General features: G+C 74.2%; 18 protein-coding genes and 2 pseudogenes. 12 read left to right on the forward strand and 8 right to left on the reverse strand.

What is annotated here, in order from left to right; genetic code table 11:
• The 3 genes and pseudogenes from IF37_RS45345 to IF37_RS0135020 form a co-directional block, all read right to left on the reverse strand.
• A pseudogene (locus tag IF37_RS45345) lies at positions 1–304 on the reverse strand (hypothetical protein); the annotation flags it as partial.
• A 166-nt stretch (positions 305–470) separates the two neighbouring features.
• Positions 471–1,325 carry a hypothetical protein gene (locus tag IF37_RS0135015; protein ID WP_253915936.1) on the reverse strand — a complete coding sequence of 285 codons (855 nt, stop codon included), beginning with the start codon at positions 1,323–1,325 and terminating at the stop codon, positions 471–473.
• A gap of 104 nt (positions 1,326–1,429) precedes the next feature.
• Positions 1,430–2,686, reverse strand: a complete 1,257-nt coding sequence (locus tag IF37_RS0135020) for a cytochrome P450 (protein WP_030752405.1) — start codon at positions 2,684–2,686, stop codon at positions 1,430–1,432.
• Between the two features lie 439 nt (positions 2,687–3,125).
• On the opposite strand from IF37_RS0135020, the gene rho reads away from it, so the two are divergent.
• The gene (gene rho / locus IF37_RS0135025) at positions 3,126–4,274 is read left to right on the forward strand and encodes a transcription termination factor Rho (protein ID WP_030752407.1); all 1,149 of its coding nucleotides are present in this window, start codon (positions 3,126–3,128) and stop codon (positions 4,272–4,274) included.
• A gap of 97 nt (positions 4,275–4,371) precedes the next feature.
• On the forward strand, positions 4,372–5,574 hold the full coding sequence (locus IF37_RS0135030; protein WP_037857831.1) for a D-alanyl-D-alanine carboxypeptidase family protein: 1,203 nt from the start codon (positions 4,372–4,374) through the stop codon (positions 5,572–5,574).
• Positions 5,575–5,642: 68 nt separating this feature from the next.
• Here the strand turns inward: IF37_RS0135030 and IF37_RS0135035 are convergent, their stop codons facing one another.
• On the reverse strand, positions 5,643–6,572 hold the full coding sequence (locus IF37_RS0135035; RefSeq protein ID WP_106981918.1) for a glutaminase: 930 nt from the start codon (positions 6,570–6,572) through the stop codon (positions 5,643–5,645).
• 152 nt (positions 6,573–6,724) lie between these two features.
• Between IF37_RS0135035 and IF37_RS0135040 the strand changes: the two genes are divergently transcribed.
• The gene (locus IF37_RS0135040) at positions 6,725–8,197 is read left to right on the forward strand and encodes an exopolysaccharide biosynthesis polyprenyl glycosylphosphotransferase (RefSeq protein ID WP_079166028.1); all 1,473 of its coding nucleotides are present in this window, start codon (positions 6,725–6,727) and stop codon (positions 8,195–8,197) included.
• Between the two features lie 19 nt (positions 8,198–8,216).
• Here IF37_RS0135040 and IF37_RS0135045 read toward each other — a convergent pair whose 3' ends face one another.
• Positions 8,217–9,188, reverse strand: coding sequence for a GDP-L-fucose synthase (locus IF37_RS0135045; RefSeq protein WP_052845542.1), 972 nt, complete (start codon positions 9,186–9,188; stop codon positions 8,217–8,219).
• A 104-nt stretch (positions 9,189–9,292) separates the two neighbouring features.
• Between IF37_RS0135045 and IF37_RS0135050 the strand changes: the two genes are divergently transcribed.
• The 4 genes and pseudogenes from IF37_RS0135050 (at position 9,293) to IF37_RS0135065 (ending at position 14,292) form a co-directional block, all read left to right on the forward strand.
• The gene (locus IF37_RS0135050; protein ID WP_030752421.1) at positions 9,293–9,814 is read left to right on the forward strand and encodes an acetyltransferase; all 522 of its coding nucleotides are present in this window, start codon (positions 9,293–9,295) and stop codon (positions 9,812–9,814) included.
• Positions 9,811–10,926, forward strand: coding sequence for a glycosyltransferase (locus tag IF37_RS0135055; protein WP_030752425.1), 1,116 nt, complete (start codon positions 9,811–9,813; stop codon positions 10,924–10,926). Before IF37_RS0135050 ends, IF37_RS0135055 begins: the two co-directional genes overlap by 4 nt.
• 41 nt (positions 10,927–10,967) lie before the next feature.
• A pseudogene (gene gmd, locus IF37_RS0135060) lies at positions 10,968–11,888 on the forward strand (GDP-mannose 4,6-dehydratase); the annotation flags it as partial.
• Between the two features lie 844 nt (positions 11,889–12,732).
• Complete coding sequence (locus IF37_RS0135065) at positions 12,733–14,292, forward strand: hypothetical protein (RefSeq protein WP_052845543.1); 1,560 nt, start codon at positions 12,733–12,735, stop codon at positions 14,290–14,292.
• Here the strand turns inward: IF37_RS0135065 and IF37_RS0135070 are convergent.
• Positions 14,289–15,527, reverse strand: coding sequence for a glycosyltransferase (locus IF37_RS0135070; protein WP_030752434.1), 1,239 nt, complete (start codon positions 15,525–15,527; stop codon positions 14,289–14,291). The two genes, IF37_RS0135065 and IF37_RS0135070, sit on opposite strands and share 4 nt — an antisense overlap.
• A gap of 187 nt (positions 15,528–15,714) precedes the next feature.
• On the opposite strand from IF37_RS0135070, the gene IF37_RS0135075 reads away from it, so the two are divergent.
• The 5 genes from IF37_RS0135075 to IF37_RS0135100 all read left to right on the forward strand — a co-directional run bounded on the left by IF37_RS0135075 (position 15,715) and on the right by IF37_RS0135100 (position 21,636).
• Positions 15,715–17,172 (forward strand): hypothetical protein, encoded by a 1,458-nt coding sequence (locus tag IF37_RS0135075; RefSeq protein ID WP_030752437.1) that lies wholly within the window; start codon positions 15,715–15,717, stop codon positions 17,170–17,172.
• Entirely contained in the window at positions 17,147–18,766 is a 1,620-nt protein-coding gene (locus IF37_RS0135080) for a hypothetical protein (RefSeq protein ID WP_052845544.1), read from the forward strand. Before IF37_RS0135075 ends, IF37_RS0135080 begins: the two co-directional genes overlap by 26 nt.
• Positions 18,763–20,301 (forward strand): oligosaccharide flippase family protein, encoded by a 1,539-nt coding sequence (locus tag IF37_RS0135085; RefSeq protein WP_030752443.1) that lies wholly within the window; start codon positions 18,763–18,765, stop codon positions 20,299–20,301. Before IF37_RS0135080 ends, IF37_RS0135085 begins: the two co-directional genes overlap by 4 nt.
• 113 nt (positions 20,302–20,414) lie before the next feature.
• On the forward strand, positions 20,415–21,032 hold the full coding sequence (locus tag IF37_RS0135095) for a hypothetical protein (RefSeq protein WP_158727438.1): 618 nt from the start codon (positions 20,415–20,417) through the stop codon (positions 21,030–21,032).
• 133 nt (positions 21,033–21,165) lie between these two features.
• On the forward strand, positions 21,166–21,636 hold the full coding sequence (locus IF37_RS0135100) for an adenylyltransferase/cytidyltransferase family protein (protein WP_030752449.1): 471 nt from the start codon (positions 21,166–21,168) through the stop codon (positions 21,634–21,636).
• Here the strand turns inward: IF37_RS0135100 and IF37_RS0135105 are convergent.
• Together IF37_RS0135105 and aspA are read right to left on the reverse strand one after the other, a co-directional pair.
• Positions 21,611–22,309, reverse strand: a complete 699-nt coding sequence (locus IF37_RS0135105; RefSeq protein ID WP_030752452.1) for a CDP-alcohol phosphatidyltransferase family protein — start codon at positions 22,307–22,309, stop codon at positions 21,611–21,613. The two genes, IF37_RS0135100 and IF37_RS0135105, sit on opposite strands and share 26 nt — an antisense overlap.
• Positions 22,310–22,486: 177 nt before the next feature.
• Positions 22,487–23,899 carry an aspartate ammonia-lyase gene (gene aspA, locus IF37_RS0135110; RefSeq protein ID WP_030752455.1) on the reverse strand — a complete coding sequence of 471 codons (1,413 nt, stop codon included), beginning with the start codon at positions 23,897–23,899 and terminating at the stop codon, positions 22,487–22,489.
• Positions 23,900–24,183: the final 284 nt, after the last annotated feature.

Below are 24,183 nucleotides of genomic sequence, written 5' to 3' on the forward strand. Positions count from 1 at the left end.
GAGGGCGCCCTGGCCGGCGGCGAGGCGGGCGAGGGGGCGGCGCGGCGCGTCCGGGTCCGGCGCCGGACGCGGCACCGCGTGACGCCGTCGGGCCGGGCCGGTCCGGGTGCCCGTGGCCGGTGCGCACGAGGGCGGTCCGCGGGGACGGCTCGTGCACCGGGGACCGGGGGGCCGGCGCCCGTACGGTCGCGTCCGCGGGGAGGGCGGTGCCGGCGGCGTCGGGCGGGGAGCCGGGGCTGACGGTGGTGCAGCCGGCGACACTCACCAGCGCCGCCAGCAGCAGCGGAAGAAGTCGGGGAGACACCCGCCCACTGTGCCGCACCCCGCGCGGCCCTGGCTCGCTCCGCGCCGCGTCACCACCCCGACGAGTGATCCGGCCATGAGGGTGAGGTACGGCGCGGCGGCGAACGCGTCCGGCTCGGCGGACGCCGGGGCGCGGCCGACGGGAGCGCCGCGCCCCGGTGCCGGTGTCAGCGCCGCAGCCGTTCCAGCGTGGCCCTGCCGTCCTTCTTCAGCCAGGCGGTCACGTCGGCGAGCGCGGGCGGGTCCTTGTCCTCGTCGTACGAGGTGAGGTAGGAGCTGAAGCTCATGATGTAGGTGACCCAGCCGTCGCGCACGGCGAGGGTCGCGTACAGGGCGCCGCTGGAGGTGCCGTCGGTGGTGTCCTGGCTGACCAGGTAGGCCTCGTCGCCGAGGTCATCGACCCGGTCGACGTCGTAACCGGGGTGCGCGTCGGCGTAGTTCTTCCAGACGGCGGTGAACTCGGCCGCGGGGTCGGTCTTCCGGTGCAGGTCCAGCTGCGTCGTCAGATAGGCGGTGGGGTACGACGAGCCGGACTTCTTCAGGCCCGTGCTGCAATAGCTCTCGTCCAGGGCCGCGTTCTTGAGCGCGGTGTGGGTGGGCGCGGTGTCCTTCCCGGTGTACTCGCCCCTGAAGGACGAGTAGTCGGCGCCGGAGCACAGGTCGGCGGGTGCCGCGTAGCCGCCCAGTTCCGCGTCGGCGTGCGCGCCGGGGCCGAGGAGGACGCCGGCCGCCCACGCTGCGGAGGCCACGGCCGCGCCGACGGCGGCCCAGAGCACCGCCCGGCCGGCCCCCTTGCGGCCCCGGGCCGGAGGGACGGGCGGGGCGGGCTCGGGCCGGGGCGCCTGCGCGGAGGGGTGCCCCGGCTGCGGCCGGCCGGCCCGGGTGGGCCGCGCGTAGAAGGGGCGTGCCGGGGGCGGCGACTGCGGGTTCGGGTGGGGCGTCGGCTGTGGCGGGTCGCCCGGCTGCCGGAGCTGCTCGTCGGACTGGTCGGCCGGCTGCGGGGACTGCGGTGGCGTGGACATGTCGTGAAGGTAGTGCAGCGCCGGGGGTCAAGTCCCCGCTCGTCCCGGATCGTTATGGTCTGCGGACATCTGCTCCCTCGCCACGAGGGTGCGCCGGCCCGCGCTCAGCAGGCGAGCGGTGCGAGCCGCACCGGCAGGGCGCGGACGCTGTTGCCGACGAATCCCGCGTGCGGCGTCTGCTCGGCCTCCGGTACGGCGGGCCGGAGTGCGGGGAAGCGCGTGAAGAGCCGTTCCAGCGCGACCGTCGCCTCCAGCCGGGCCAGCGGGGCGCCCAGGCAGTAGTGGGCGCCATGGCCGAGGGAAAGGTGCCGTACGGCATCGGGCCGGGCGGAGCGGGTGACGTCGAAGCGGTCGGCGTCCGGGCCGTGCACCGCCGGATCACGGCCGGCGGCCGAGTAGCCGGCGAGGACGGGCGTGCCGGCGGGGATCACCGTCCCGGCGACGGTCAGGTCCCGCACGGGGTAGCGGAACGGGAAGTAGCTGACCGGCGCGTCCCAGCGCAGCGTCTCCTCCACCGCGTCCGCCCAGCTCGCCCCGCCCGCACGCACCAGGTCGAGCTGCTCGGGGTGGGCGCACAGGGCGCGTACGGCATTGGTGATCAGGTTGAGGGTGGTCTCGTGCCCGGCGACGATCATCAGCAGCAGGGTGCCGATCAGCTCCTGCTGGCCGAGCCGGTCGCCGCCCTCGTCCCGGGCGGCGATGAGCGCGCTGGTGAGGTCGGCGCCGGGCCGGGCGGCCCGGGCGGCGGCGATCTCGCCGAGGACGGCGAGGAGTTCGCGGTTGGCGGCGACGGCCTCGGCGGGCTCGGTGTCGGTGGACACGACCCGGTCGGCGAGCCGGTGCAGCCGGTCCCGGAACTCGACGTCCACACCGAGGAGTTCGCAGATCACCCCCATCGGCAGGGGCAGCGCGAAGTGCCGCCGCAGATCGGCGACCCCGTCGCCCTCGGCGGCGGCCCGCGCCAGCGAGTCGAGCAGGGTGTCGGTCAGCTCCTCGACGCGCGGCCGTAGTTCCGCCACCCGTCCGGGCGTGAAGGCGCGGGCGACCAGGGACCGCAGGCGCCGGTGGTCGTCCCCGTCGGCGGTGGTCATGCCGGGGACGGTGGCGAACGTTAGCAACGGCCAGCCGGCCGCGATCCGGCCTTCCCGCAGGGCGGTGAAGTGGCGCGCGTTCTTGGCGACTTCGGGATGCTGAAGGAACTCCCGCAGCGCCTCGTGCCCGAGGACGGCCATGCCCTCGATCGCGCCGGGCAGTTCGACCGGGGCGACGGCGCCCTGGGCCAGCAGCCGCGCGTTGACGGCGTGCGGGCAGCCGCCCGCGGGGTCGAGGCGGTGCGGGGTGCGGGCGGGTGAGGTCTCCACCGGATTCTCCTGACGGTCCCCTGACAAGACGCTCGATGGTAGGCCCGCGCGGAGGGGTTGCGGCGGATTCCGGCACCCCGTGCGGTCGGGGGTTCGGAGCCGCCCGGGAACAACGGGGTCCGGTGGTTCGTTGAGGACTGCGACGGACACATCGTGCCGACGGGGTGCGGACACCACGCCCTTTCGAGTGGTATGGTGCCGTCAGCACTCGTGTACGCCCCGTATGGGCCCCGGTGCAGGTTTCCCTCTCCGCCGATCCGCTCGCCGTTCCCCCGGATGTCCCGGTTCCCGGCGCGTCGGCTTCCCCGTATCACCTCGTGACGGGCCTTCGCCGTACCCGAGGTGTCGTTCCCGCCGCCCGGAGGCCGCCCCAGGCGCCTCCCGCTCGCGGCCCTCCCCCCGTGCGTTCCCCCATCCGTCCGCGAAAGGACTCCCACCCATGACCACCGCACTCGCACACCCGCCCACGGCCCGGCAGGCGCCGGCCGCCTCGCTCGTCACCGGTGTCCTGGACATCGACGCGGACGGGAAGGGGCACCTGCGGGGCACGAGCCTGCTGCCCTCCCCCGCCGATCCCCAGGTCCCGCCGGCGCTGATCCGCCGCCACGGGCTGCGCAAGGGCGACCTCGTCGAGGGCGTCCGGGGCGCCCGGCAGGCCCTGACCGAGGTCGCGCGCGTCGACGGACGCGTCCCCGGCGAGCCGGGTTCCCGCCGGCACTTCCGCGACCTCACCCCGCTCCACCCGCACCGGCGCCTCCGGCTGGAACACCCCGCCGCCGCACTGACCGGGCGGATCATCGATCTGCTCGCGCCGGTCGGCAAGGGCCAGCGCGGCCTCGTCGTGGCGCCGCCGAAGAGCGGCAAGACGGTGCTGCTCCAGCAGCTCGCCGCCGCCGTGGCCGGCAACCATCCCGAGTGCCGGCTGATGGTCCTGCTGCTGGACGAGCGCCCCGAGGAGGTCACCGAGATGCGCCGCTCGGTGCGCGGCGAGGTGTACGCGTCCACCTTCGACCGGTCGGCCAAGGAGCACATCGCCCTCGCCGAGCTGGTCGTGGAGCGGGCCAAGCGCCTGGTGGAGGCCGGTGAGGACGTCGTCGTGCTGCTGGACTCGCTGACCCGGCTGTGCCGGGCCCACAACAACGCCGCCGCCGTCGGCGGCCGTACCCTCAGCGGCGGTGTCGACGCGGGCGCGCTGCTCGGCCCGAAGCGGTTCTTCGGCGCCGCCCGCCAGGCCGAGGAGGGCGGCTCGCTCACCATCCTCGCCTCGGCCCTGGTGGACACCGGCTCCCGCGCCGACGGCTACTACTTCGAGGAGCTGAAGGGCACCGGCAACATGGAGATCCGCCTGGACCGGGAACTCGCCGACCGCCGCGTCTTCCCCGCCGTGGACATCGACGCCTCCGGCACCCGCCGGGAGGAACTGCTGCTCACTCCGGCCGAACTGACGGCCGTACGCGGTCTGCGCCGCGCCCTGCGCTCCCGGGAGACCGGCCCCGCCGCACTGGAGACCCTGCGCCGGCGGCTGCGCGCCACCCCCGACAACGCCACGTTCCTGCGGCAGGTCCTGCCGACCCTGCCGGCCGGCTGACACCCGGACGGGGTACCGCTACGGCATCCGGGTTGCCCGGCGACCCGAATGGCCCGGGCAGCGTGGTGCGCGCGGAGCATTTTCGTACGTTGATCGTATGGTCACCGGATTCTCTTGTCGCGCGGCTGTGTCGGCCTGCTCCCTCGGTGTGGCGGGCCTGCTGGTGCTCACGCCGGCGGCTGCCGCCGCCGGACCCCGGGCCGCCGCGCCCACCGCCGCACCCCGGGCCGGGGAACCGGCACCGCCCCGCCCCCCGGGGGCGTTGCCCGGGCCCTCCCTGCTGTACCGCTCCGGCACGCAGGTCCGGCCGCACCGGGGCGCGCCCGAGGTGCCGGAGGTCTCGGCGCTCTCCTGGCTCGTCGCCGACGCGGGCAGCGGGGAGGTGCTGGCCGCCTACGACGCGCACCGCGCACTGCCGCCCGCGAGCACCCTGAAGACCCTGTTCGCGCTCACCGTGCTGCCCGCGCTGCCCAGCGGTCTCGAGCACACCGTGCGGTACGAGGAACTCGCGGACGTCGGCGAGGGCAGCAGCCTGGTCGGCGTCGAGGAGGGGCACACCTACCAGGTAGCCGACCTGTGGCGCGGCGTCTTCCTCAGCTCCGGCAACGACGCGGTGCACGTGCTCGCCCGGCTCGGCGGCGGCTGGGAGGCCACGGCCGCCCGGATGCAGGACAAGGCCCGCGCGCTCGGCGCCCTGGACACCCATGTGGTCTCCCCGGACGGCTACGACGCCCCCGGCCAGGTGTCCTCCGCCTTCGACCTGGCGGTGTTCGGCCGTGCGGGCCTGCGCAACCCGGACTTCGCCCGCTACTGCTCCACCGCGCAGGCCAGCTTCCCCGGCGACGGTTCGTCGTACCCCATCGAGAACACCAACCGGCTGCTGACCGGCGAGGACGGGGTGGCGCCGTACCCCGGGCTGATCGGGATCAAGAACGGCTACACCAGCAACGCGGGCAACACCCTGGTGGCCGCGGCGCACCGGGGCGGGCGCACCCTCGTGGTGAGCGTGCTGAACCCTCAGGCGGACGGCGGGCTGACCGTGTACGAGGAGGCCCGGGCGCTGCTCGACTGGGGCTTCTCGGCGGCCGGGCAGGTGGATCCGGTGGGCTCGCTGGACGGCTTGCGCCCGCCCTCCCGTACGGAACCGTCCGCCGCGCCGGTGGTGGCGGCCGGGGCGCCCGTGCCGGACGACGACTCGGGCTGGTCCGGCACGGCCGTGGTCGCGGGGCTGTCCGGGCTCGGCGCGGGCGCCGTGGCGCTGGCGCTCCGGGCCAAGGGAGGCCGGTCGGCCCGCGGCTGACCGGCCGGCAGGCCGGAACTCCCTTCGTGTGCGGGCGGGCGACGGGCGGCGGGCGGCGGGCGGCGGCTTCAGAACACCGACAGTCCGGTGAGGGTGGTGAACCGGTCCAGGGCCGCGACCCCGGCCACCGAGTTGCCGCGTTCGTCCAGGCCGGGGCTCCACACGCAGAGCGTGCAGCGGCCCGGTACGACCGCGATGATGCCGCCGCCGACCCCGCTCTTGCCGGGCAGCCCCACCCGGTAGGCGAAGTCGCCGGCCGCGTCGTAGGTGCCGCAGGTCAGCATGACCGCGTTGATCTGCTTGGCCTGGCTGCGGCTGAGCAGCCGGGTGCCGTCGGCGCGGATGCCGTGCCGGGCGAGGAACCCGGTGGCCAGCGCCAGGTCGGCGCAGGAGGCGGCGATGGAGCACTGCCGGAAGTACTGGTCGAGCAGGGCCGGCACCTCGTTGTCGATGTTGCCGTAGGAGGCCATGAAGTGGGCGAGGGCGGCGTTGCGGTCGCCGTGCTCGGTCTCGGAGGCGGCGACGTCCAGGTCGAAGTCCAGGGCCGGGTTGCCGCTCTCGGCGCGCAGGAAGGACAGCAGTTCGCCGGCCGCGTCCCCGGTACGGGTCTGGAGGCGGTCGGTGACGACGAGGGCACCCGCGTTGATGAAGGGGTTGCGCGGGATGCCGTTCTCGTACTCCAGCTGGACCAGGGAGTTGAAGGGGTTGCCCGAGGGCTCGCGGCCCACGTGCTCCCAGAGTTCGTCGCCCTCGCGGGCCAGGTCCAGGGCGAGCGTGAACACCTTGGTGATCGACTGTGCGGAGAACGGCTGCCGCCACTCCCCCACCCCGTACACCGTACCGTCCGGCTCGGCGACGGCCATGCCGAAACGGCGGGGGTCACGGGCGGCGAGCGCCGGGATGTAGTCGGCGGACCGGCCACGCCCGGGCGTGCGATCGATCTCGGACAGGATGCGATCGAGGACCGGCTGGAACTGCGAGGACATGATCGACATCATGCCGCACTCCGCGGAGGGGAGCGTCCCGGGGAGGCGGGCCGGCGACGATCCGGGGACGCCGGGTGAGGCACGGCCGGTCGAATACACCGCACCCGTGGACCAGTGGGTTAAACATGACATAAGACACCGCGTCCTGGCAGGCAGGGAGTGCCATGCAACGATCCGAAGTCGATGCGCCGGGGCCCCGGGCCACCATTTCGTCGTATCGGCCGGTCGCGCGGACGGACGCGGAGGTCCGCTGGTGCGGCCTGGTCGCGGCCGGCACCGATCTGCTCGCCGTGGCCGCGCCGGTGGCGGCGGCCCTCGCCGCGGCGCACGAGCCCGGCGTGCTGCGCCGGACGGCGGTGGCCGCCCTCGCCTGGCTGCTCGTGGGAGCGCTCGGCCGGCGGTACGTCCACTGGGTCTGGGCCGAGGGCGGCCCGGTCGCCCCCCTGCTCCGCGACTGGCTGGTGCTGGTCGGTGTCCTCGCGCTGCTGCGCGGTGCGGCCGGTCCCGGCGGCGCGCCCCCCGTGACGGTCGCGGCCCTGCTGCCGTCGCTCGTCGCCGCCGTGGTCGTCCGCAGGACGATCCACCGGTATCTGCGCGGCCGGCGCAGATACGCCCGGGCGCTGCGCCGGGTGCTGGTGGTCGGGGAGGCACAGGCCGTGGACCTGGTCATGGGGCAGCTCGCGCGGCGCACCGACCACGAGTACGTGGTGGTCGGTGCCTGTACCGCGGGAGGGACCGAACTGCCCGACGGCGTACCGGTGTGCGCGCGGCTCGGGACGGACGGGCCGGACGGCACCGGCGGGGACGACGCCGCCGTGGTCGCGGCGGCCGAGGAGCTCCGCGCCGATCTGGTCTTCGCGGTCCCGGGCCGGCACCTGTCCGGGGACCGGCTGCGGCGGCTGTCCTGGGCGCTGCACGACCGGGACCTGCCGCTCATGGTGCTGCCCGGCGTCGTCGAGGTGGCCCGCCACCGGGTCCGGCTCACCACGGCGGCCGGACTCACCCTGCTGCACATCGCGCCGCCGCACCGCCGGGGCGTGCAGACGCTCGCCAAGGCCGTCGTGGACCGGCTGGGCGCGCTGCTGCTCGTCCTCGTCCTCGCGCCCGTGTTCGCCGCGCTGGCCCTCGCCGTCCGGCTGGGCTCGCCCGGTCCCGCTCTGTACCGCCAGGTACGGGTGGGCAAGGACGGTGTGCCGTTCCCCATGTGGAAGTTCCGGACGATGATCGTCGGCGCGGAGGGGGCGCGGAGCGGACTGGAGGAGGACAACGAGAGCGACGGCCACATGTTCAAGCTGCGCCGGGACCCGCGCGTCACCCCGCTGGGTCGCCTCCTGCGCCGGCACTCCCTGGACGAACTCCCGCAGCTGGTCAACGTCCTGCTCGGGCACATGTCGCTGGTCGGGCCCCGGCCACCGCTGCCCGAGGAGGCGGACCGCTACGACGAGGTGGAACGGCGCCGGCTGAGCGTCAGGCCGGGTCTCACCGGGCTGTGGCAGGTCAGCGGACGGTCCGACCTGTCCTGGCACGAGACCGTCTCGCTGGACCTGCGGTACGTGGACAACTGGTCCTGCGCCTGGGACATGGGCGTGCTGGCCCGGACGGTCCGCGCGGTGCTGGACGGACGCGGCGCCTACTGACCCGGCGGACCGCGCCGCGTCAGGCGCCCACCGGTGCCGTACCCGCCGCCCGCGGTCCGACCGTGCTCAGCCAGGCGGCGTAGGTGCCGGCGATGCCGTCCCGCAGGGAGATCCGCGGCCGCCAGCCGAGGGCGGTCATGCGGGAGACGTCGAGCAGCTTGCGCGGCGTGCCGTCCGGTTTGGTCGGGTCGAGGGCGATCCGCCCGCGGAAACCCACGACCTCGGCGACGATCCCGGCCAGTTCCCGGATCGTCAGGTCCTCCCCGCACCCCACGTTGACCGGCTCGTCGTGGTCGTAGCGGCGCAGCAGGGTCACACACGCCTCGGCGAGGTCGTCGACGTGCAGGAACTCCCGGCGGGGGGTGCCGCTGCCCCAGAGCACCACCTCGTCGAGCCCGTAGCGCCTGGCCTCGTGGAACCGGCGGATCAGGGCGGGCAGGACGTGCGAGGACTCCGGGTCGAAGTTGTCCCCGGGGCCGTAGAGATTGGTCGGCATGGCGCAGATGTACGACGCGCCGTACTGCTGCCGGTAGGACCGCACCTGGACGATGCCGGCGATCTTCGCCAGGGCGTAGGCCTGGTTGGTCGTCTCCAACGGGCCGGTGAGCAGGGCCTCTTCGCGGATGGGCTGGGGGGCGATGCGGGGGTAGATGCACGACGAGCCGAGGAAGAGGAGCCGTCGCACGCCGGCGGCGTGCGCCGCGGGGATCACGCTGAGCTGGATCCTGAGGTTGTCCTCCAGGAACTGCACCGGCTGGGTGCTGTTGGCCAGGATGCCGCCCACCCTGGCCGCGGCCAGGACGACGGCGTCCGGCCGGGCGTCGCGCAGGAACGCCGCCGTGGCCGCGCCGTCGCGGAGGTCGAGCCGGGACCGGGGCCGGGTGACGACCTCGTAGCCGTCGGCGAGCAGACGGCGGACCAGCGCCGAGCCGACGAGCCCCCGGTGACCGGCGACATACACACGGGCTGGTGTGGCGAGCAGTTCTTCCATATGGCCTACTCTGCCAGCAACACGCCTTTATCTACCGAATTGCACCGGCAATTCCATGAAACTCGCCTCCAGGTCATCATCGCGATCCGGGGAGGACTGCCGGCGTGGAGCGTTCCCTGCGTGGTTTCACCGGAGCCGGTTACGACAAGGGACGCCCCGTACTGGTGCAGGCGGCCTGGTTCGCCGTCCTCCATCTGGTCTTCGTCAAGTGGTGGTTCCCGGCCCGCTGGCGGCCCGCCGTGCTGCGGGCCTTCGGCGCGCGGGTCGGCCGGGGCGTGCTGATCCGCCGCGGTGTGCGGGTGCACTGGCCCTGGCGGCTGGAGATCGGCGACGACGTGTGGATCGGCGAGGACGCCTGGCTGCTGAACCTGGAGCCGATCACGATCGGCAGCGACGTGTGCGTCTCGCAGGGCGCGTTGCTGTGCGCCGGGAGCCACCGGCGCACCAGTCCCACCTTCGAGTTCGACAACGGGCCCATCCGTCTGGAGCCGGGGTCCTGGGTCGCGGCCCGCGCCGTCGTGCTCCGCGGGGTCACGGTCGGCCGGGGTGCCGTGGTGGGTGCCGCGGCGGTGGCCCACCGCGACGTCGGCCCCGGCTCGGTGGTGCGGACGGGAGCCGCCGCGTGAGGGTCGTCCACGTCGTGACGCTGGTCAGCGACGACGGGGCGTACGGCGGGCCGACCAGCGTGGCCACCGGGCAGTTGGAGGAGTGCGCCGCGCGCGGCCACGAGGTCACGCTGGTGGCGCTGTGGCGGGGCGGCTCCCGGGCACCGGCGCGGATCGGCTCGGTGCCGCTGCGGACGCGCCCGGCCCGCCCGCTGCTCCCGGGCCGCTTCACCGGGCTCATGCACCCGCTGCTCGTGCGGGACCTGTGGCAGGCCCTGGGGCGGGCGGACGTGGTGCACCTGCACGCCGGCCGGGACCTCGTCTCCCTGACCGCCCTCGCCGTGGCCGTGCTGCGCCGCAAGAGGTTCCTGGCCCAGACCCACGGCATGGTCGAGCCCCGGCGCGGGGCCGTGGTCCGGCTCTTCGACCGCCTCTACGTGCCCCTGCTGCGCCGGGCGCGCGGCTGTCTGGTGCTCACCGAGCGGGAGCGCCTGGCGCTGGCCGAGGTCGTCGGCCCGGACGGCCCGCCGCTGCTGGTGCTGCCCAACGGGGCGCGGCCGCGGGCCGGCGCCGGCGCCCGGGAGCCGGTCCCGCGCCCGCCGGAGGTGCTCTTCCTCGCCCGGCTGCACCCCCGCAAACGCCCGGACGCCTTCGTCGAGATGGCCGCGCTGGTGCACCGGCGGCTGCCCGGGGCACGGTTCAGCCTGTTCGGGCCGGACGAGGGCGCGCTGCCGGCGGTGCTCCGGCTGATCGCGGCCCGGGGACTGGCGGACGTCGTCGCCTACGGCGGGGCCCTGCCGTACGACGAGGCGCTGCGCGCCCAGTCGAGGGCGGCCGTGTACGTGCTGCCGAGCGTCGACGAGCCGTTCCCCATGTCGGTGATCGAGGCCCTCAACGCGGGCACGCCCGTGGTGTGCACGGACACCTGCGGCATGGCGCCGGAGCTGGCGCGCCGGGGGGCGGCGGTGGTCACCGACGGCAGCCCGGCGGCGCTGGCCGACGCGGTGTGCCGGGTGCTCTCCGACGAGGACGCGCGCCGCTCGCTGGTGACCGAGGGCCGGCGTGCCGTGGCGGAGGTCTTCTCCATCCACGCGGTCGCGGACCGGCTCGAGGGGTTCTATCGCCACCTCTGACGCGTCGGCCGTCGGAGGTCTGTTCCAGCTAAGGAGAGCGGGTGACTGTGAAAACGGCCCTGATCACCGGTATCACGGGTCAGGACGGTTCGTACCTGGCGGAGTTGCTGCTGGAGAAGGGCTACCGGGTGCACGGCGTCGTCCGCCGCGCGTCCACCTTCAACACCCAGCGCGTCGAGCACCTCTACCGGGATCCGCACGATCCCGGCGCGCGCCTGTTCCTGCACTACGGTGACATCACCGACGGGACCCGGATCGCGGGCCTGCTGGAGCAGGTGCGGCCGGACGAGGTCTACCACCTCGCCGCGCAGTCGCATGTGCGGGTCTCGTTCGACGAGCCGGAGTTCACCGGCGACACCACGGGCCTGGGCACCACGCGGCTGCTGGAGGCGATCCGCAGGACGCGGACCGACTGCCGCTTCTACCAGGCGTCCAGCTCGGAGATGTTCGGCGCGGCACCGCCGCCGCAGCACGAGCGGACGCCCTTCCACCCCCGCTCGCCCTACGGCGCCGCGAAGGTGTACGCGTACTGGGTGACCCGCAACTACCGTGAGGCGTACGGCCTCTACGCGGTCAACGGCATCCTGTTCAACCACGAGTCCCCGCGCCGCGGTCCCACGTTCGTCACCCGCAAGGCGGCCGCGGCCGCCGCCCGGATCAAGGCCGGCCTCCAGGACGTCGTCCACCTGGGCAACCTCGACGCCCGCCGGGACTGGGGGTACGCCGCCGAGTACGTGGAGGCGATGTGGCTGATGCTCCAGCAGGACGAGCCGGACGACTACGTGATCGCCACGGGCACCAGTTACAGCGTGCGGGACTTCGTGGAGCAGTGCTTCGCCCACGTGGGCCTCGACTGGCGCGAGCACGTGCGTTTCGACGAGCGCTACCTGCGCCCCAGCGAGGTCGACGACCTGGTCGGCGACGCGAGCAAGGCCGAGCGGGTGCTGGGCTGGCGGGCGCGGGGACGCCGAGCTGGCCGTCCTCGGGCACGCGGGGACCGGCACGTCCGGCCTGCGGGCGCCCGCCGCCGTGCTGCCCGTTCCGGCCGGCCGCTGACCGCGCCCGGGCACCGGATGACGTCGGGGGGGGTCCGCGCGGACCGCCCCCGACGTCATCCCGGGCCCCGGGGCGGGCAGCGGCCCGCCGGAACCGGCCGACCCGCGGGCGGGGCGCGCCCAACGGTTGGCGTTGGGGCCGCCCTTGACCGTGACCTGGCTGACCGCGATGTCACCGGTGGTGGTGAAGTCGACCAGCGTGTTGGGGTCGAGCCCCGGGGCCGAGTGGAAGGTCGGCGTGATCGTGCCGGAGCCGTCGCCCGGGATCGACACGGGGAACGTCGTGCCGCTGTCGGACGGGTCGACCCGCAGCGCGGTCGAGCCGTCGGGGCAGACCTGGGCCGGGTTGCCCGGGACGAGGATGGGGGTCACCGCCGCGGCCAGCGCGGGGGCGGCGGCGAAGCCCAGGGCCGCTGCCGTGGTCAGGCCGGCACCGAGGAGCCGCGCTCCCCATCTCGCCCGCGTCGACTGGGTCTTTGCTCGGGTAGCTACTCGCATGACGAGTGCTCCTCCTTGTTTCTTCCGGTGTACGAGGTGTCGCCCTCGCGGATGATCACGCGTGTTCCATTCGGGGTTTCGAATTCTGAACACCCGTCCGCAGCTGGGTGCCTCTAATATGCCCGGCCTTTTCGCCGTGTCACTTCACGACTCGTCCGGCATGGTCCATTCGGGCTCCCTAACGGGCCGGAAAGGTGATTCGGTGTAAGTTCGTGCTGCTTTCCCTCCCCCACTTGAAAACCCGGGATGTTCCATGCGCCTGAGAAAAGGCACGCGGAGGTTCGCCACCACGGCTTCCGTCGTGGCCCTCCTAGCGACGGCTTCGCTCACGACCGCTTTCGGCTCCGAGAAGCGCGCCGCGACGGCACTGACCGCCGCCCCCCTGACCACCTGGCAGACCGACGGCACCGTCTGGTCGCTGGCCTACGCGCACGGCGTCGTGTACGCCGGCGGCGACTTCGACCGCGTCCGCCCGCCCGGCGCCGGCCCGGGCGAGCGGGAGGTGGCCCGCAAGAACTTCGCGGCGTTCGACGCCGTCACCGGCGAGCTGCTGCCGTGCACCCACTCCTTCACCAACGGCCCGGCCGACTCGGTACGGGCGCTGAAGACCTCGCCCGACGGCCGGGTGCTCTACGTCGGCGGATCGTTCGGCAAGGCCGACGGGGTCGGAGTGGCCAACGCGGTCGCGCTGAACACCGCCGACTGCTCGCTGCGCGGGCAGTTCCGTCCCGGGGTCTCCGGGACCGTCCGGGCCATCGACACCACGGCCGACGCGGTCTACCTGGGCGGCGACTTCGAGTCGGTTGCGGGACGGACCAGGAGGCACGTCGCCTCGCTGCGCCCGGACGGCTCGCTGCTGCCGTTCACGGCCGACGCCGACAAGCCGGTCCGGGCCCTCCTGGCCGCACCCGACCACGGGAAGGTGCTGCTGGGCGGGGACTTCCACGAGGTCAACGGGAAGGACGAAGGGGGGCTGGTCGCCGTGCACCCCTCGACCGGGGCGACCGTCACCTCCTATCCGCAGTGGCTGCCGCGGAAGTCGTCCGTGCACGCGCTGACCCGCGACGACACCACCTTCTACCTGGGGGCCGACGGCAACGGCACGGGCATCTTCGACGGCCGCATCGCCGGCCGCCTGTCCGGCTCGGACATGGTGTGGAAGGACAGTTGCTGGGGTGCCACCCAGGCCGTCGTCGTCCACCAGGGCGTGCTCTACAGCGGAACCCACGCGCACGATTGCGCGATGACGCCCGGCGGTTTTCCGGAATTCAACCACCGGCAGCATTTCCTGGCCCAGTCGGCCGGCGACCGGCACATTCTTTACTGGTTCCCCGACACGGACGACGGAATCGGCGAAGGGGCCGGCCCGAGAGCGCTGGTGATGGCAGGGGGAATTCTCTGGGCCGGCGGTGAATTCACCGCGGTCAACGGCGGGCCGCAGCAGGGCCTGACGCGTTTCGGCGCCGGTCCCCGCGACAGCGCGCCGGAAGGGACGCCCCGGCTCTCGGCGGCGAGCACACGGGCCGGCCGGGTCACGCTCACCTGGCGTGCCGCGTGGGACCGGGACGACGCGGAACTGACCTACCTGATCAATCGCGACGGCAAGCCCCTGACCGCGCCGAAGAAGCGGTCCGCCGCGTGGGACCGGCCGGACATGACGTACACGGACTCCGTCACCCCGGGCTCCCGGCACCAGTACACGATCGCCGTCACCGACGGCAGGAACACCACGCGCCGGTCGGACCCCCTGTCGGTGACCGCGGCCACCGGGACCCGGCGCCAGCTCTCGGACAGCCCGACGACAGGGGCCTAACCGGCCATGGCCTCGGCCAGCAGTGCCGTCATCCGGCCGAGGCCCGCCTGCCGGCTGAGCCGTTCCCGGACGTAGGCGGGGCCGCGCGCGCCGAGCGCGGCCGCGCGGCCGGGGTCCTCGGCCAGGGCCCGTGCCGCGCCGTACAACGCCTCGGGATCCTCCGGACGCACCACGACGCCCGCCCCCGAGCGCCGCACCTCGTCGGCCGTGCCACCGGTCGGGGCGACCGACGCCACGACCGGGCGGCCGCTCGCGAAGTAGGACGTCAGCTTGGACGGCAGGCTCATGTCCAGCACGGACGCTCGCTGCGTGACCACGAGGACGTCCGCCGCGGCCAGCACGTCGGCGAACTCGGCGTCGGCCGCGGGGGGCAGCAGGTCCACGTTCGGCACGTCCGCGGCGAGCGTCGCCAGGTGCGCGCGCCGGCTGCCGTCCCCCATGAGCACGATCCGGGTGCGGGGGGTGCGGGAGGCCGCGAGCCGCGCGGTGTCGATCAGCACCTCCAGGCCCTGCTTGAGCCCCATGTTCCCGGCGTGCAGCAGCACGCACTCCCCCTCCGCCCAGCCGAGCCGCGCCCGCGCCGCCCGGCGCTCACCGGACGGGGACCTGGCGTGGGTCCAGTTGGGCACGACCCTGATGCGGGCCGGGGACACCCCGGCCGCGGTGACCCGGTCCGTGAACGACTCGTGCACCACGCCGACCAGGGCTGCCGAGCGCAGGACCCTGGCCTCGGCCCCCGCGGCCAGCGCGGCCGCGCGGCCCCCGCCCCTGATGCCGCTCTGGGCGGCGGCGGCGCCCATGAGGTCCTGCACCACGACGATGTGCGGGACTCCGTGACGCCGGGCGATCCGGCCGCCGAGCAGGCCCCCCGCCAGGGACGGCACCTGGCTGAGCACCACGTCCGGGCGGCCGGCCGGCGGCCGGAGCGAGCCGTGCGCCAGAAAACTCAGTTCGTACGCCGCCCGGCGCGCGGCGGTCTGCCGCGCGGGCACGTAGCCGCGGCGCCGGTGCACACGGACACCGCCGCGCCACTCCACCATGCGCCAGCGCCCCCGATAGTCGTCGTGGACGCGCCACGCCGGATAGTGGGGCATGGCCGCGAGGACGTCGACCCGCGCGCCCCGGTCCGCCAGGTGTTCCGCGATACCGGTCGAGTAGGGCGCGATCCCGGCGTGCTCCGGTGCGTAGTTGGCCGACACGACCAGCACACGCCGCCCCTCAAAACTTTCGGACATACACCCATATTAAGATGTAAATCAGCCACCTTCTCCGGCGAAACGCGCTGCGGATCGGCAAGACGCGCACACCGTCTGAGCTATAACTGACTTGCCCAATTCATCCATCTTGACCAGATTTCCACCATTTGGGTCTCTGGCTCTTTCGGTCGCGGGGGCGCAGGTGAGGAACGGTCGGGTGCGGTGCGTGGCCGCCGTGTGCGGATGGTCCGTCGTCCTCACCGGTCTGCTGCCGGCGCTGATCCTGTGCGCCCCCGGCACCCGGTTCGGGGCGCCGCTCGCCCTTCAGTGCGTGGTGCTGGCACACACCGGCGGCGCGCTCGCCAGGGTCCTCACCGACACCCGGGTGCGCCTGGCCGCGCTCGGGTTCTGGCTCTTCTCCTACGTGTGGCTCGGACTGGCCCCGCTCGCCATGCTGGCCACCGGCGTCTACCCCCACGAGTACCGCGCCGACGACACCACGGCCTTCGCCGCCACCGCCCTGACCGAACTGGGTCTGCTCGCCTACAGCGCCGGCGCGGCACTGGCCGGACGGCGCGCGGGAAGCGACCGTCCGGTCCTGCTCGAACCGCTGCTCGCCCGCCGGCTCGCGCCGGTACCCGTCCTGCTGCTGTCCGGCCTGGCCCTCGCGCTCGGTGCCGTGCTGGTCCCCCGGCTCGGCGGGGTGGACGCCTTCTTCAGCAGCCGGGAGGCGGTACGGCAGACAGGCGGCGCCAAGGACTCGACGCACGCGCTGGTCATCTGGTCCGTGGCGGTCCCCGCGTTCTGGGCGCTGCTCGCCCTGCTGCACCTGCGCCGGGTGAGCACCCCCGGCGACCGCCTGCTGCGCGGCCTGCGGCTGCTGCTGCTCCCGCTGCTGGCCGGGCTCAACGTCATCGTCAACAACCCGGTCAGCAGACCGCGGTTCTGGGCCGGAACGGTCCTCCTGGTCCTGCTGTGCACCACACGCCGGTTCGGCGGCCCGCGGGCCTTCCGCCGCACCGCCGCCGCCCTCACCGCGGCCGTGCTGCTCGTCTTCCCCTACGGCGACTACTTCCGCTACGACCAGCGGCAGGCGGTCCACGTGGTGTCGCCGGCCGACCAGTTCACCATGAACATGGACTACGACGCCTACCAGCAGATGCAGACCGGCATCGACTACGCCCGGGAGGCGGGCTTCACCCCGTCGGCCGCGCTCGGTCCGCTCCTGTTCGCCGTGCCGCGCTCGGTGTGGCCCGGAAAACCCGAGGACACCGGTGTGGGGCTCGCCGAGTGGGCCGGTTACACCTTCACGAACCTCTCGGCGCCGCTGTGGATCGAGAGTTACCTGTGGGCCGGCGTGCCCGCCGTGGTGGCCGTCTTCTGTCTGCTCGGGGCGGCCGGACGCCGCATGGACGACGTCCGGGAGCGGCTGCGGGACCGCCCGGCCACGCTGGCCCTGCTGCTCGTACCGGCGTTCGCCTTCTACCAGTTGGTCTTCCTGCGCGGCAGCCTGATGGGCGTCGTGGGACCGCTGTTCCTGCTGCTGGCCCTGCCGCTCCTCATCACGACCCGCGCCGCCCGGGGGTCCCGGGCTCCCTCGTCCGTGCCGTCGCCCACCCGCACCGGCCGCACCCGATCCTTCGGAACAGGAGGCATCCGTGACCTGTCCCACCCCCTTCGATGACCGGTCCGCCGAACCCGACCGGCTCCGCGACCAGCTGCGCCAGCTGCTGAGGTACCGCGCGACCCTGGCGCTGGGCGTCGCCCTGGGGCTGCTCGGCGCGGCGCTGCTCGGACTGCTGCGCGGCGACAGCTACACCTCCACCGGCGAGGTGCTGGTGCGCTCGACGACCGACCCGTTCAGCCCGTTCGGGGTGTCCGTCGACAACCAGGTGAGCATGGGCACGGAGCGGGCGGTCGCGCTCAGCGCCGCGGTGGCGGTCCGGGCGGCCGGGACACTGCGCGAGCCGGCCGGCGCCGCCACGGCGCTGGGCAGGGAACTGAGCGTCAGCTACGCGCCCAACTCCCAGGTGCTCAGGTTCGCGTACACCGCCCGCAGCCCGCGCCGGGCGGCCCGGGTGACCAACGCCTTCCTCGACGCCTACCTGGCCGACCGGCAGGCCCGGACCAAGGGCATGGCGGACCGGATGACGCGCGGCCTGGAGCAGCAGCTCGCCCCGCTGCTGGCCAGGCCGAAGAAGGGCGAGGACGCCCCCGGACCCGAGGTCGCGGACCAGATCAGCACCTTGCAGAAGCGGATCGCGGACATCCGCTCCCGCGACACCACCGGCGGCGAGGTCGTCCGCAGGGGTACGGTGCCGACCGCCCCGTCGAGTCCCGGGAACGCGGCGCTCCTCGGCATCGGCCTGCTCGGCGGTCTGGTGCTGGGGATCGTACTGGCCTGGCTGCGCTCCGCCCTTGAAGCGCGGGCCCGCTCGGTCGCCGAGGTCCAGGGCGCGCTGGGTGCCCCGGTCCTCGGCATCGTCCCGGGCGGGGGCCCGGACGGCGCGCCGCTGGAGCTGGGCGGGGCCGACGGCGGCCATGCGGGCGCCTACCGGGCGCTCGCCTTCCGACTGCGGCACGGCGGCGGCCGTACCCCCGGCGGCTCCCTGCTGATCGTGGCGCCGCGGCAGGACGCCACCGCCGGGACCGCCGCGGCGCACCTGGCCGCCGCGCTGGCCGAGTACGGCGACGACGTGCTGCTCGTCGACGCCACCGGACACACCCCCGGCCTCGCGGCACGGCTGCCGCTGGCGGAGACGGCCGGCGAGGAGACCGACGGGCCGTCCGGCCTGTCCGAGGGACAGGTCCGTGTCGACACGGGCACCATCGGGCGGCTCACGCTCTACGGCACACCGCACCCGGGCACCGGCCCGGTCCCCGCCGCCCCGCTGGTGGCACGCGTGCTGTCGGCCGCCGACGCCCGGCAGTCGGCGCTGGTCGTCACCCGCCCGCTGCTGGAGCACACCGACGGGCTCGACGTCGCCCAGCGGGTGGACGGCGTCCTGGTGCTGGCCGGCCTGGACCGGACCCGACGGGAGGACCTCCGCCGGGTCCGCGAGCTGGTCGACTGCTCGGGCGGACGCCTGCTGGGCGCGGTCGTCGACACGGGCACCGGTGCGCGGGCGCGGCGCGGGATTCCGGGCCGCCGGCGCGGGACGCGGGAGGCGGCCGTCGCCCCGGAGATGCCCGCGCAGGCCGCGCCGGGTGCGCCGGGTGCGCCGGGTGCGCCGGGTGCGCCGGCGCCGGACGACACGGTCGCCGCCACCCGGAAATGAGCGCCCCCGAGACCGCCCTGCCCGCCGCCGGACGGCCCGTCCCCAGCGGGGTCGCGGCCACCGCGCGCGGCGGCTGGTGGGGTTTCCTGGGCTCGGCCGTGAACGCCGTCTTCGGCTACCTCCTCGTCGCCCTGGTCACCCGGACCCTCGGGGCGCACGGCGCGGGAGCGGTGTTCACCGGCGTCGCCGTCTTCACGATCCTCGGCAACACCTGCAAGCTCGGCGCGGACACCGGACTGGTGCGCTTCGTCTCCCGTGACGTGGCCATGGGCGGCGGCCGGCACGTGGGCGCGCTGCTGCGCACCGCCGTCGTCCCGAGCGCCGTGGCGAGCACGGCGGCGGCGGCCGTGCTGTTCCTGTGCCCCCCGGCCGCCACCGCGCTGCTGCCCGCCCTGCCGGCGGCCGACGCGGTCACCCTGGTCCGGCTGTTCTCGGTGTTCCTGCCGCCGGCCACCCTCACCCTGGTCCTGCTCGGCGCGACCCAGGGCCATGGCACGGTCATCCCGTTCGTGGGCGTGGAGCAGATCGGCAAACCGGTGCTGCGCGTGCTGATCGCCGTACCCGTCGCCCTGCTGGCCCCGGGGGTGCTGAGCCTGGCCGTGGCGTGGCTGGCCCCCACCCTCGCCGGTGCCCTCGCCGCCTGGCTCGCGCTCCGTCACCGCCGCGCGCACCGGGGTACCGCCCCCGCGCGCGAGGCGGCCCTGGCCCGGCGCGGGTTCTGGGCGTTCTCCGCGCCCCGCGCCGTCTCCTCCGTCTTCGACATCAGCGCGGTCTGGGTGGGCGTCGTCCTGCTGTCCGGCCTGAGCACCAGCGAACAGGCCGGCGTCTACACGGCCGTCGGCCGCGTCGTCGTCGCGGCGACGCTGGTCCAGCTCGCCGTCCGGCTGGCCTTCGCACCGGAGATCAGCCGCCTGCTCGCGGTGGACGAGCTGGACCAGGCCCGCCACCTGCACCGCGTCGCCACCCGGTGGATCGTGGTGTTCTCCTGGCCGCTGCTGGTGCTCCTCGCGGACTTCCCCGGCACCGTCCTGTCCCTGTTCGGGCCGGAGTTCGCCCAGGGCGCGAGCGCGCTGACCGTCCTCAGCGTCGCCTCGGCGGTCAACGTCGGGGTGGGCAACGCCCAGACGGTGCTGCTCATGGCAGGCCGCAGCTCCTGGCACCTGGCGGTCACCGGCGCGGCGTTCACGGTGCAGGTGACCGTCGGGGTGCTCACAGTCCCGCACCTGGGCGCGCTGGGCGCCGCGCTGTCCTGGGGCGCGGCGATCGTCGTGGAGAACCTCGTCGCGGCGGCACTGGTGCGACGCCATCCCGGCTTCACGACCGTCGACGGCGGGTACGTGGCGGCGCTGGGGTCCGGGCTGGTGCTCACGGCGCTCGCCGTGGTCCCCGTCCGGCTGCTGGCCGGTGACACGGCGACCGGCCTGACGCTCGGAATCACTCTGGCGGTCTGCGTGTTCGGCACGGGTTTGTGGCATTTCCGTACGACTCTGGGCGTAAGCGATCTCGTCGGGGTGCTGCGCCGACGCGTTGCCTGAGCGGCACCGGCCGAGCGGCACCGCCTGGGCAGCGCCGCCCGGGGCGACACCGTCCGAGGCCGCGTCACATCATCCACCCCCTGCCGATGCCCAGTTCGCACCCGGGATGTTCCATGCACCTGCGCCACTCCCCGGCGAGGACCGCCCCCACGGCCTCCGCCACGGTGGTCCTGACGTCCGCCGCGCCGACCACGGCGGCGGGCTCGCCGGCCGCCGGCCGAACCGGGTTCACCGCGGCCTTGCCTGCGACGTGGCGGACAGACCGCGTCGTCCGGTCGGTCGCGACGGCGCACGGTGTCGTGTACGTCGGCGCCTCCTCCGGCCGTATCCGGCCGCCGGACGCGAAGCCGGGAGAGCGGGAGGCGGCGCGCGAGGACTTCGCCGCGTTCGACCCCGCCACCGGCGAACTCCCGCCGTACGCCCTCTCCTTCGCCGGCGGCAAGGGGGCGGTACGGGCCCGGGAGGCGGTGCCCGACCGCACGGTGCTCCACGCCGACGGCTGGTTCGGCACGGCCGACGGGCGGGGCGTGGCCGACGCGGTCCCGTTCGGCACGGCCGGCCGCACACCGCGCGCGGGCTCCCGCCCGCCGTGCCGGCGACCGGCGGACACGGCGAGGAAGCCGGACCGCGGACCAGGGCGGCGGCCGGCGGAATCCTCCGGGCGGGCGGTGGGTTCACCGCGGCCAACGGCGTGCCACGGCGGTCCGCGCTCCGGGACCGTCCGCCGATGACGTACACCGACGCGGTCGCCGCCGGTCCCCGCCACCAGAACACGATCACGGTGACCGACGGGAGAAGGACCCCCACCGGGTCCGCACCGCTCACGGTCACCACGCCAGCCGACGCGAGAGGGCCAGGTCAGTCATGAGGGCACAACGCATCGGGTACGCACCCGGCGTCTTCGACCTCTTCCACGTGGGACACCTCAACATCCTGCGCCGCGCCCGGGAGCGGTGCGACCGCCTCGTCGCGGGCGTCGTCGCCGACGAGCAGGTGGTCCATCTGAAGGGCAGACGGCCGGTCGTGCCGCTCGCGGAGCGGCTGGACATCGTCCGCGGCCTCCGGTACGTCGACGAGGCCGTGGTGGAGGCCACGGCCGACAAGCTGGAGATGTGGGAGCGGATCGGTTTCCACGTCGTGTTCAAGGGCGACGACTGGCGCGGCACGGAGAAGTGGACGACGCTCGAGCGGCGCTTCGCGCAGGTCGGTGTGGAGGTCGTCTACTTCCCGTACACCCTGCACACGTCGAGCACGCTGCTGCGCGCCGCGCTGGACGTCCTCGCCGCGCACCAGCCGGACCGGGCAGCGCTCAAGCGAGCCGGCGGAAGCTCCTGACCAGGAAGGCCGGCAGGAAGAGGACGTGGGCCGCGAGCAGGGCCAGGTACACGCCGAGGAAGAGGCGCTCGCTGCCCAGGAACAGGAAGCCGAGGCAGGTCACGCCGTAGTCGACCGGCAGCAGCAGCACCGAGCGCAGGGCCGGGTACGGGCGCGGCGCCGGCGCGGTCTCCGGCCGTTTCAGCTTCTCCGTCAGGATGGCGACGAAGAAGACCAGTACGGCCGCCAGCTGGAAGACCAGGGGGGCCAGCAGCAGGACGGGGCTCGGCAGGTCGAAGAAGCGGTACAGCGCCACCAGTACCGCCGAGTGGACGCTCACCACCTTGACGCAGTCCAGGACGTGGTCGAGCCACTCCCCGGCGGGCCCCCCGGACCGCCGGCCGCGGGCCAGTTGCCCGTCAGCCGAGTCCAGGGCGAAGCCCACGGCAAGCGCCGCGCACACGCAGACCGCGAGACCGGGGCCGGGCGGGACCAGCGCGACCGCGGCCAGCGCCGGGAAGGTGAAGAGGGCGCTGAGCGCGGTCACCTGGTTCGGCGTGGCGCCGACACGGTACGCCATCGCGGCGAGGACCCGGCCCAACGGGCGGTTGACGAACCGGGTGTAGGGCGACACCCCTACGGAGGGCTTCTGCACCGTGGACAGCAGCCTGAGCGCGTCTGCGAACGCCGTCACATCATCCCCTATGCGTCCCACGGAGGGCATTACAGAAAGCCCGATGGGGGAAATCATGACATATGGGTATGATGCATCGGCTCTTACCGACCGGGGGCGTCTCCCGTGCCGCCGCGCCCCGGTGCCGTCCGCACCGCCCGGCGGCAGGCACCGGGCGGTGGTTGGGAGCCCGCGGTGTCAGATCGCCGGAACAGGACCGGTGCCGGCGAGCACCTCGGGCCGCAGCAGGGCCGTCAGCCGCTCGGCGGGCAGCAGCCCCTTCTCCAGCACCAGTTCGGCCACGCCCCGGCCGGTGGCGAGGGCCTCCTTGGCGATGTCGGTCGCGGCCGTGTAGCCGATGTGCGGGTTGAGGGCGGTGACCAGGCCGATGGAGTTCTCGACGGTCGCGCGCAGCCGCTCGGTGTTGGCAGTGATGCCGGTGACGCAGCGCTCGGCCAGCGTGAGGCAGGCGTTGCGCAGGTGGGTGACCGACTCCGACAGGGAGTGCAGGATGATCGGCTCGAAGGCGTTGAGCTGGAGCTGTCCGGCCTCGGCGGCCATGGTGATGGCGACGTCGTTGCCGATCACCTCGAAGGCGACCTGGTTGACCACTTCGGGGATGACCGGGTTGACCTTGCCCGGCATGATCGACGAACCGGCCTGCACCGGCGGCAGGTTGATCTCGCCGAGTCCCGCGCGCGGACCGGAGGAGAGCAGACGCAGGTCGTTGCAGCTCTTGGAGAGCTTGACCGCGACCCGCTTGAGGACGCCGGACATCTGGACGAAGGCGCCGCAGTCCTGGGTGGCCTCGACCAGGTTGGCGGCCGTGACCAGCGGCAGGCCGGTGATGGCGGAGAGGTGGCGGCGGGCGGCCTCGGCGTAGCCGGCGGGTGCGTTGAGGCCGGTGCCGATGGCCGTGGCGCCGAGGTTGATCTCGTGGATCAGCTCGACGGCCTCGGCGAGACGGCTGCGGTCCTCCTCGATCATGACGGCGAACGCGGAGAACTCCTGACCGAGCGTCATCGGCACCGCGTCCTGCAACTGTGTACGGCCCATCTTGAGCACGTCACGGAACTCCACGGCCTTGCGGGCGAAGGCGTCCTGGAGTACGGCCATCGCCTTGAGCAGTCCGTGTACCGCGTACACCGTCGCTATCCTGACGGCGGTCGGGTAGACGTCATTGGTCGACTGGCCCAGGTTGACGTCCTCGTTGGGGTGCAGTCGGGTGTACTGGCCCCTGGTGTGGCCGAGCAGTTCCAGGGCGCGGTTCGCCACGACCTCGTTGGCGTTCATGTTGGTGGACGTGCCGGCACCGCCCTGGACGACGTCCACGACGAACTGGTCGTGCAGCTCGCCGGCCCGGATCTCCCGGCAGGCGGCGACGATCGCGGCGGCCTTGGCGGGTTCCAGCAGCCCCAGTTCCTCGTTGGCGAGGGCGGCGGCCTCCTTCACCGCGGCCAGGGCGTCGATCAGGTGCGGGTAGGCGGAGATCGGCGTGCCGGTGATGGGGAAGTTCTCCGTGGCCCGCAGGGTGTGGATGCCCCAGTAGGCATCGGCGGGTACGTCACGGTCGCCGAGCAGATCGTGTTCGGAGCGGGTTGCGGCGGTCATGAGGGTGCGGGTCCTCTTTCTGAGGTGGGAGGGGGCGGCGCGCTGCCGAGGGACGCCGGGGCGATGGGGCACTGGGGCGGCGGAGCGATGGGGCACTGGGGCGGCGGAGCGCCGGGATGTCGGGACGCCGGGGGCGCGCGACCGGCCGTGCCCGACCCGGGGGGCGGTGCCGACGCGTGGTCCCCGGGAGGACGGGTGGTGGCGGCGGGCCGGTGCGCGGTGGCCGGTCGGTGCGCGGTGGTCGATGGGTGCGCGGTGGTCGATGGGTGCGCCGGGTGCCGGTG

This window comes from Streptomyces sp. NRRL S-31 (assembly GCF_000718775.1).
GTDB lineage: Bacteria > Actinomycetota > Actinomycetes > Streptomycetales > Streptomycetaceae > Streptomyces.

What these genes read in the sequence shown, in the direction of transcription:
- aspA (WP_030752455.1), bottom strand. Translation starts at nt 23,899, where the DNA reads ATGACCGCCGCAACCCGCTCCGAACACGATCTGCTCGGCGACCGTGAC.
- IF37_RS0135100 (WP_030752449.1), top strand. Translation starts at nt 21,166, where the DNA reads ATGAGGGCACAACGCATCGGGTACGCACCCGGCGTCTTCGACCTCTTC.
- IF37_RS0135085 (WP_030752443.1), top strand. Translation starts at nt 18,763, where the DNA reads ATGAGCGCCCCCGAGACCGCCCTGCCCGCCGCCGGACGGCCCGTCCCC.
- IF37_RS0135095 (WP_158727438.1), top strand. Translation starts at nt 20,415, where the DNA reads ATGCACCTGCGCCACTCCCCGGCGAGGACCGCCCCCACGGCCTCCGCC.
- IF37_RS0135040 (WP_079166028.1), top strand. Translation starts at nt 6,725, where the DNA reads ATGCAACGATCCGAAGTCGATGCGCCGGGGCCCCGGGCCACCATTTCG.
- IF37_RS0135045 (WP_052845542.1), bottom strand. Translation starts at nt 9,188, where the DNA reads ATGGAAGAACTGCTCGCCACACCAGCCCGTGTGTATGTCGCCGGTCAC.
- IF37_RS0135035 (WP_106981918.1), bottom strand. Translation starts at nt 6,572, where the DNA reads ATGATGTCGATCATGTCCTCGCAGTTCCAGCCGGTCCTCGATCGCATC.
- IF37_RS0135065 (WP_052845543.1), top strand. Translation starts at nt 12,733, where the DNA reads ATGCGCCTGAGAAAAGGCACGCGGAGGTTCGCCACCACGGCTTCCGTC.
- rho (WP_030752407.1), top strand. Translation starts at nt 3,126, where the DNA reads ATGACCACCGCACTCGCACACCCGCCCACGGCCCGGCAGGCGCCGGCC.
- IF37_RS0135070 (WP_030752434.1), bottom strand. Translation starts at nt 15,527, where the DNA reads ATGTCCGAAAGTTTTGAGGGGCGGCGTGTGCTGGTCGTGTCGGCCAAC.
- IF37_RS0135015 (WP_253915936.1), bottom strand. Translation starts at nt 1,325, where the DNA reads ATGTCCACGCCACCGCAGTCCCCGCAGCCGGCCGACCAGTCCGACGAG.
- IF37_RS0135030 (WP_037857831.1), top strand. Translation starts at nt 4,372, where the DNA reads ATGGTCACCGGATTCTCTTGTCGCGCGGCTGTGTCGGCCTGCTCCCTC.